Source organism: Microtetraspora malaysiensis, assembly GCF_001528665.1.
In the GTDB taxonomy this organism is placed as follows: Bacteria; Actinomycetota; Actinomycetes; order Streptosporangiales; family Streptosporangiaceae; genus Microtetraspora_A; species Microtetraspora_A malaysiensis.
The window spans coordinates 447,121-453,680 of sequence record NZ_BBYJ01000017.1 but is presented as its reverse complement, the minus strand read 5'-3'; the positions used below and the strand labels follow the sequence as shown (position 1 = coordinate 453,680).

At 65.7% G+C, this 6,560-nt stretch carries 9 protein-coding genes and 1 pseudogene; 4 read left to right on the top strand and 6 right to left on the bottom strand.

The annotated features are described in order from the left end of the window. The first annotated feature begins 47 nt into the window (after positions 1–47). Complete coding sequence (locus tag AWQ71_RS23780; protein ID WP_067136881.1) at positions 48–419, top strand: transposase; 372 nt, start codon at positions 48–50, stop codon at positions 417–419. Then, positions 416–1,339, top strand: coding sequence for an IS3 family transposase (locus tag AWQ71_RS23775; protein WP_157570515.1), 924 nt, complete (start codon positions 416–418; stop codon positions 1,337–1,339). The genes AWQ71_RS23780 and AWQ71_RS23775 overlap by 4 nt, the downstream gene beginning before the upstream one ends. 473 nt (positions 1,340–1,812) lie before the next feature. Here the strand turns inward: AWQ71_RS23775 and AWQ71_RS23765 are convergent, their stop codons facing one another. The 6 genes and pseudogenes from AWQ71_RS23765 to AWQ71_RS23740 all read right to left on the bottom strand — a co-directional run bounded on the left by AWQ71_RS23765 (position 1,813) and on the right by AWQ71_RS23740 (position 5,729). Continuing rightward, positions 1,813–2,283: a hypothetical protein gene (locus tag AWQ71_RS23765; protein ID WP_067136771.1), complete on the bottom strand. Its 471-nt coding sequence runs from the start codon at positions 2,281–2,283 to the stop codon at positions 1,813–1,815. 607 nt (positions 2,284–2,890) lie between these two features. Then, positions 2,891–2,989: pseudogene (locus AWQ71_RS41860) on the bottom strand (peptide-methionine (S)-S-oxide reductase MsrA); the annotation flags it as partial. A 28-nt stretch (positions 2,990–3,017) separates the two neighbouring features. Beyond that, entirely contained in the window at positions 3,018–3,536 is a 519-nt protein-coding gene (locus AWQ71_RS23755) for a type II toxin-antitoxin system RelE family toxin (protein ID WP_067136767.1), read from the bottom strand. 2 nt (positions 3,537–3,538) lie between these two features. After that, positions 3,539–3,847 carry a type II toxin-antitoxin system prevent-host-death family antitoxin gene (locus AWQ71_RS23750; protein ID WP_067136761.1) on the bottom strand — a complete coding sequence of 103 codons (309 nt, stop codon included), beginning with the start codon at positions 3,845–3,847 and terminating at the stop codon, positions 3,539–3,541. Between the two features lie 143 nt (positions 3,848–3,990). Next, on the bottom strand, positions 3,991–4,464 hold the full coding sequence (locus AWQ71_RS23745; RefSeq protein WP_067136876.1) for a hypothetical protein: 474 nt from the start codon (positions 4,462–4,464) through the stop codon (positions 3,991–3,993). A gap of 11 nt (positions 4,465–4,475) precedes the next feature. Next, positions 4,476–5,729, bottom strand: a complete 1,254-nt coding sequence (locus AWQ71_RS23740) for a helix-turn-helix domain-containing protein (protein ID WP_067136759.1) — start codon at positions 5,727–5,729, stop codon at positions 4,476–4,478. Positions 5,730–5,844: 115 nt separating this feature from the next. Between AWQ71_RS23740 and AWQ71_RS23735 the strand changes: the two genes are divergently transcribed. Together AWQ71_RS23735 and AWQ71_RS23730 are read left to right on the top strand one after the other, a co-directional pair. Next, on the top strand, positions 5,845–6,186 hold the full coding sequence (locus AWQ71_RS23735) for a hypothetical protein (protein WP_067136757.1): 342 nt from the start codon (positions 5,845–5,847) through the stop codon (positions 6,184–6,186). Next, complete coding sequence (locus tag AWQ71_RS23730) at positions 6,183–6,422, top strand: hypothetical protein (protein WP_067136755.1); 240 nt, start codon at positions 6,183–6,185, stop codon at positions 6,420–6,422. The genes AWQ71_RS23735 and AWQ71_RS23730 overlap by 4 nt, the downstream gene beginning before the upstream one ends. Positions 6,423–6,560 lie beyond the last annotated feature (138 nt).

Sequence of the window (6,560 nt, the reverse complement as noted above, 5' to 3'; positions counted from 1 at the left end):
TGAGCTTCCCCTCTTAGCGTGGAGACCGAACCGAGAGAGGTTTGGTCGTGGCAGGTACCACGAGGCGCCGCTTTGATCCGGAGTTTCGGGCTGGAGCGGTGCGCATCGTCAAGGAGACCGGCAAACCCGTCTCGCACGTCGCGCGGGACCTTGGTATCAACGAGTACACGCTGCACAACTGGGTGCAGATGGACCGGCACGCCAACGGGCAGGCCGGCGGTAACAGCGGCGGAGGCGGGACGCTGAAGGAGTCCGAAAGCGAGGAGCTGGCGCGGCTGCGGCGGGAGAAGGCCGAGCTGGTCAAGGAGCACGCTCGAGAGAAGGCGGCGTGGGAGAAGGAACGCGCTGAGCTGGAAGACGAGCGTGATGTTCTCAAGCGCTCCGTGGTCTTGTGGGTGAAAGAGGCGATGGGCCGGTGAGCGTGGCGGCCTTCATCTGCTCCCAGAAGACCGACCATGACATCGACCATGCCACCTCCTGCCGGGCGCTGGGGGTGTCGCAGTCGTGGTTCTACAAGTGGAAGAACCGCATCGGCCAGACCGCCTCGACGGCGCGTGAGCAGCGGCGGGCGCGCCTGGATGAGGAGATCAAGCGCCTGTTTGCGGCATCGGGCGGCACCTACGGCTCGCCTCGGATCACGCAGGACCTGCACGCCGAGGGCTGGAAGGTGTCGGAGAACACGGTCGCAGCCCGGATGGCTGAGCTCGGGCTGGCCGGCCGTCCGCCCAAGAAGCGCCGGTCGCTGACCCGGCAGGGCAAACGGCGAGCGGCGCCGGACCTGGTCGGCCGCACGTTCACCGCGGTAGCGCCGGACGTGCTGTGGGTCGGCGACGGCACCATGATCGACACCGATGAAGGGTCGCTGTACCTGGCCACGGTTGAGGACCTGTTCTCTCGTCGGCTGCTCGGCTACGCCATGTCCGAGCACCACGACGCGGCACTGACCGTCGCTTCACTCCAGATGGCGGTGGCCACCAGGGGCGGGAATGTGGACGGGGTGATTTTTCATTCCGACCGCGGGTCGGAGTACACCGCTGCCTGTTACCAGGTCGAATGCCGCAAGCACGGCGTCGTGCAGTCGATGGGCCGGGTGGGATGCGCTCTCGACAACGCCGCGGCCGAGGCGTTCAACAGCACGCTCAAGGTCGAGTACGTGTATCGGCAGCGCTTCCGGACGCGGGCCGAGGCTCGCGTGAAGATCGCAACCTGGATCAACGACTTCTACAACACAAGGAGGAGGCACAGCGCCAACGACGGATTGCCGCCCATCGCATTCGAGCGTCAGATGGCCGAGAAGAGGCACACTTCAACGGCCCTGCTGAGGGCCGCTGTGGCATAGGACCGTCTCCACGTTTTCAGGGGATTGACAGCCCCCGATGCCGCAGTAGCCGCCCAGGTGCTTGTACAGGTACTGCTGGTGGTAGCAGTTCCCTTCGGGCGATAGATCGGCAAGCAACGGGTCACGCATCCGTGTCTTTCGGATGGCGGGGCGATGCGTAAATGATCCAGACAGTGCGGGTGACATCATCGATGGCATAACGGACACGCCCGCCGCTGGTCACCTCGAACTCCCATTGCTCAAGGTCTTGGCCGTTATGACGATGAGTCGCGAGGTCGCCACGTAGGCGGTGCTGACGCTCGTGATCTGCTCGCGAGCGTGGATCGGCGCGCAGCGCCTCGAAACATCGGCGTGTGTGGCCAGGGCGTGACGGCACAACTCCTCCCAGCCCTTGACCGCATCACTGGTACCGAACCGGACATCCCACTCATCGTCAGGAGGCGGGACCGTCACCCGGTCTCCACGCTTCGGGCTCACGCCGAAACCTCTACCGGCCCGAAGTCGCCGCTCGTAGCCGCACGAGCCTGGGCGTAGTGCGCGGGGTCAGCCTTGATTCGAGCGGTGGCTCGCCAGCCTGCGATGACCTCCTGCATCGTGACATCAATGTCCAATTCCGCCGCATCGGAGAGCGCCTCGACCAGTTCGAGGGTGAAGGCACGCAGTTCGTCCGCGGTGAGATGGCGAACCCAGGGGAAGACTTCGGGCATCGCAATGACCAGCGCCCGGGCGGTCGGATCGTGCTTGAGGAGGGCAAGGAACAGGCGAGAGGCCGTGGCCAGCGTCTGTTCGCGTCGTTCCTCACGGTCAGCCGCGGTCAGATAGAAGTCCTGGGCATCCCGGTGAGTCACACGTACGCGGCCGAGCCGCGCGGCGCGTTCAGCGACGGCTCGGGGGTTTCTGGACAGATCCGAGAAGGTGACGGCGTCGACATGTCTCGTGCTCACTCCATCATCGTAAATCAGAACACATTCTGATAACCAGTGGACCAGGTAAGGAGCCGGGTTGGCGCCTTGCGGCAAGGCGAGCAGATCGTCGGCGACCTAATCGGACGTTCCGGCCGACACCTCCTCGGGAGCCAGACGCGCGGATTATCTAGTCGTTTCCACCGTCTCCTCGACCCTCCTCACCGCCTCCTCTATCCGCTCGATCGCCGCCTGCGCCTCAGTGACCTGGTGCTTGGTCTCCTCGGCCGCCGTCCGCGTTTCACGCGAGGCATCTCGGGCCTCCTCGGCAGCACGTCTGGTCCGGCCCAGGCCCAGCAGGCCCTTCGCACTCGTTTGCTCCGTCATACATCCCCTCGCCTGGGTTGATGTGAGACATCACCCGGAAGGTGCGAAAAGAGTGGACCACCAGCCAGGCACGATTGCCTGCCTAGTTGGAAAGCGAGCGGTGGCCAAGAAAGCCATATCAGCATCCCCCAGGCAGCCGAGGAGGCTCGCTGGTCACATCCCGCTGAACGCAGTGAAACTCCTCGCTGAAAACAGCCCTGGCCCTTGATCATCACCGGGCGAGCCGGGCGATCAAGGGCCAGGTTTAGTCAGTTATCGCAGGTCAGGCCTCGCCGGACGTGAGGCCGATCGGGCATCCCACCCCCGTGCCTCCGATGCCGCAGTAGCCGCCGGGGTTCCGGTAAAGGTACTGCTGGTGGTAGCGGTTCACCCCAAGCAATAGATCCTGGTTAGCGCGAGCTCGACCGGAATTCTGCCCACAGGTCAACCGCCTTCTCGAGATCAAGAGCGGCGACCTCCTCGCGCGACATGCCAACGGTGTAGATCAACCGGTCCGCGAGCCAGTCTGGAACCGGTTCCCTGGGAGGCGGTTGATCGACGCGGATGTGATCGGCCAGAGGACCCAGGCGTTCTATGATCTGCCCGAGCTGGATGACCCCAGGACGGCCCTTCCCAGCGGCGCGGACCCTGGCCGTGGCCTCGGCGTACACCTCGGCGTCGGCTCTTTCACCCACGGCCCACACTTCGCAGATCTCGATCGACTTGTCATCGGCGATGCGGTAGACGACCCGCCAGGTGTTACGCCCGACCACGAGCTTTCGGAAGCCCGTCAGCTCCCCGCCCAAGGGATAGCCGGCCTCAGGATTGTCGAGTAGAAGCAGGATCTTCTTGAGGACCTTCGGTACGGCATCGGGGCCGATCCGCCGGAGGTCATCTACGGCCGGGGCCGTGAAGACGACGTCGGACACGTTTACTCGTCATCCGGCAATGCGGTAAGCGACTCCCGCGTGTGCCCGAAGGCAGTGAGCACATCATCGAGCGAGACGCGCTCCCCGGTGTCGGTGACGGAGCGGGCGAGCACCAACGCCAGGTCCCGGAGGTCGGCCGCGGCCTCTTCGAGGTCATTAAGGCGACGGATGCTCACCACTGCCGCCACCGGCTGATGCCGACGGGTCACCACCAGATCGGTCCCTTGCTCGGCATCGGCCACGAGGCGAGCGATCCCGCGCTGGGCCGCCTCCGTGACGCTCAGCTCAGCAGCATCATGCAGAACGGTCATGTATCTACTGTATAGCTATCTGTACAGACTGCGGAGATGGACGGCATCAAAACCGATCTCGGACGGTGCCTCGTCATCGGCCTGGCCGCCCTGAACAAGAGGATCAGGCTCCATGGGATGGAGGACCGCGTCACTGCTCCGCTTCAGTCGCGCTCTGCCCCTTCTGGCCAGATCACCCGGACGGCCATGCCTCGGCCGCGAGCCTCAGCGACGACGTCGGCGGTGCCGCCGAACCCTCGGGCGGGCTTGCCGTCCCACACAGCGAAGAGCTGGTCCGCCTGGTCGAGCATGAACACGCCTGCGGCCATGTGCGCCTCAGAAGTCGACTCGACGAAATCGAGCCGGTGAACCGTGTCCGCGTGACTGATCAGCGCGTCGTACTCGCGCCACGCCTCCGGGGGCAGTCCCTCGCGGTACTTCTGGGCGGGAACAACGACCTCCAACTTGCCCCCCGCTTCCACGACCGTTCGCGCGAAGATCTGATCAGCACCATCCGCCAGGCAGGACAGGCCGATCACGTCTGTTGCGTCATCAAGGGCTCTCTTCAGTTCGGCTTCGACGAGAGCAACGGTGGCCTGGGGCAGTCCGCGATGGCCGGAGATGGCGATACGAGGCATGGTCCTCATCTCTACAAGAGGGTGGCGCGAAGCCTGTCGTCGAAGGCACGAACGCCGCTGGTGATCGGTCCCGTGTACTTCCTGCGGAAGCGCCGCACGCGGTGGATGACCCGATCGGATCCGTGGTGCATGCCGATCCGGAGGGCCTCGCCTGCCAGGTGGAACGCCTCGTCGATCTCGCCGGTCATGCTCTTGGCGGTGGCGACCTCGGTCATCAGTACGCCTCGTTGCTTGACCGCTGGTTGCGTCGAGGACAGGGACTCGGCGAACGCGTTCACGGCCTCCTCGGGCCGTTCCAGGCGCACCATGACCAGAGCGCGGTAGCCCGCGAGCTTTGCATGGTCGAACGGGAAGACCCACGGCCACGGCGGTGACGCGGCGTGCTCGCTCGCGGTGACGGCCTTCTCCGCGGCCTGCAATGCGGTTAGGGCTGCCGTGGCGTTGTGGGCGGTGGCGTATCCGAGTGCCTCGATGCTCGACAACCATGCGTGCGCGGTCGCGGGGGGCCGATCACCGAGCTGGCGCCGCGCTTCCGCGAGCAGCGCCAGGCCGAGAGCAGGATCCTCAGCGTCGATCTCGAATGAGGCCAGGCTGCCGATCATGTAGCTGCTGAGGAGGTTGTGCTGCGCCCGCCGGGCTGTGTCGATGGAAAGGCGGTAGTAGGTACGTGCCGTACCGGTGTCGTGCATGTCGGCGTGCAGCCAGGCCGCGAACCCGGCCGCCTCGCTGACTGCGGCGCAGATCTCTGTGGCGTGCGCGGACAGTGCGGCGCGGCCAAGGGTCCGATTGGCCATCTCCACGTGGGCGACCGCCCCACGCGCCAGCTCACGGGCGGGAGTGATGGCCTCAAGGCGGCGTTGCGCGCCGGTGATCGCGGTGAGAGTGAGCGCCGTGGTCTCGTCGGCCTCGGCGCGTTTCGGAGTCGGGGCGACGGTGAGTGCCGCGAGAGCCACCGCCTTGCCGAAATCTCGCCGTTTCGTCGGATCGTCATCTCCCCGATGGCCGAACCGGAGCAGATGGAGAGGAACTCCGAGTCGGCCTGATATCTCTCGAACTTGATCAATGGTGAGCGGCTGCCGATGCCGGAGCACCTTGGAGACCCAGCTCTGGGAGTAACCCACCGCCTCGGCGAGCTGCTCCTGTGTCCACCCGTGCGCTCGCATGGCTTCGGCGAGGATGGTGGGGATGTCGCACTCCGCGAGCGCGGACGCCACACGAGGGGAAGACCAGAACTGGGGCGGCAAGCTGCCGCTCGCTCGATCCATGACGTTAGGTTAAGCCGGATCACCTCAGCGCGGCCGTATTCGTGACACGAATAGCGCCACTACCGGCAGTGCTGGGCTGTTCAGCGCGTGTGCCGTCTTTCGTGATGATCGCGACATGCATCGCCTACCACTCCGAGCAGCCAACCGATTACTGACGGCGCTGGAAGATCTCGGCACCACGGCTGACGCTCACGAGGGCTACGGGATCGCGCTGGTATCGGTCTGGGTGGATCTTGTGGTCTGGACCGATGGCGCGTCCTTCTCCTGGTGGTCGGGGCGGATCTCCAAGCGGACCGGACTACGGGAGCACGCCTACTGTCCGGCCGACGACCCGGTGACAGCCGCTCGCCGTATCGCCGACCGGTACGCCGAACTGCGAGACGAGCACCCGCTGTCGGAACTGATCCGCGAGGCACTTTCGGAGATTCCCTCAAGGCGAATGGGGCTGCCGGTATGACCGTGACCCTACGCGGCCTGGAAGCCGAGTACGGCAAGCAGTGGACCATCACCGACGCGGCCGGAGGCGGCTGGTGCGCCGTCCGTCGCACGAACCTCCCACCGCAGAAGGTGGCACGCGGGCTGTCCAACGTCCGCTGTGGCGCGGATCTTGAGGAACTGGCCCGACACCTGGCCGAGGAGAAACGGGGCGAAGGGAAGGATTCGCCACGCCCTCGGTTGCGGCCGGTGTCCTGAGTTTCCAGACCGGCGCGACGGTACGGGCTGTCCTGACGCCCCCGTTCAGGCCCCGTACCGTCGCGTCCTGACGGGCGCGGCGGCGCAGATGACTCCCATCCCTGGGGAAGAGAGATCCGGAGTCACGCGCCGCCGCGC